Origin of the sequence: Acidocella sp. MX-AZ02, assembly GCF_000306035.1 — a bacterium.
GTDB lineage: Bacteria > Pseudomonadota > Alphaproteobacteria > Acetobacterales > Acetobacteraceae > Acidocella > Acidocella facilis.
The window spans coordinates 1-658 of the sequence record NZ_JH976258.1 but is presented as its reverse complement, the minus strand read 5'-3'; the positions used below and the strand labels follow the sequence as shown (position 1 = coordinate 658).

Below are 658 nucleotides of genomic sequence, written 5' to 3'. Positions count from 1 at the left end.
AGCCCGAAAATCGCGCCGCGATGGGTGTTGACGCCGCCGGTGGCGCGCAGCATCGCCGCCTCGGCTTGCAGCCCGATGGCGCGCAGCCAGTCCATCGCCGCACCCGCTTGGCCCGCCGCCGCCAGGGCGGTGAAGAAGGGGCGTAGAGTGAGGGCGCTGGCGCGCAAGGTCGCGGCGTCCATGTCCCGATGGCTGCCGGAATCCCGGTGGCTGACCAGGCCCGGCTTGGGCCAGACGGCCAGTTCACGCAGCAGCGCCCGGCTGGCGGCGGCGCCGATGGCCTCGGGCGCTAAAGCCGGGGCGTGGGTGGGGCGCGGGGCGTTCATGCCGCCTGCATCAAGGTGACGCGCGGCAGCAGCCGGGCGCGCCGCGCCTCTTTCACCAGCAGCATGTCATCCGGGCCGGCGGCGTGGAATTCACGCCAGTTCACGGCCATGCCACCGGGGAAGAGCAATTCGCCATCCAGCTGCGGGCCGGCCCCGCGCCGCCTGCGCCAAATCGGCGGCCAAACCCGGCGCCATGTCGGCGGTGTTGAGCGGCCAGAGCGTGTCGAGGTCCGAGGACGGGCTGAGATAGGCGAGGCCGGTGAGATGCTGCCAGGCCAGCCCGCCGAAACAGGCGGGGACGATGCCGTATTGGGTGGCAAGCGCCAGCAGGG

The 658-nt window shown here is 72.6% G+C and carries 3 protein-coding genes; all 3 read right to left on the bottom strand.

Features of this window, described 5'->3' with window-relative positions; genetic code table 11:
- A partial coding sequence (locus MXAZACID_RS17410) for a triphosphoribosyl-dephospho-CoA synthase (RefSeq protein ID WP_008495914.1) occupies nt 1-326 on the bottom strand: 326 nt, incomplete at its 3' end.
- Entirely contained in the window at nt 323-454 is a 132-nt protein-coding gene (locus MXAZACID_RS20375; protein ID WP_256378793.1) for a hypothetical protein, read from the bottom strand. The genes MXAZACID_RS20375 and MXAZACID_RS17410, both read right to left, overlap by 4 nt.
- A partial coding sequence (locus MXAZACID_RS20370; protein WP_305803490.1) for a phosphoribosyl-dephospho-CoA transferase MdcG domain-containing protein occupies nt 417-658 on the bottom strand: 242 nt, incomplete at its 5' end. The genes MXAZACID_RS20375 and MXAZACID_RS20370, both read right to left, overlap by 38 nt.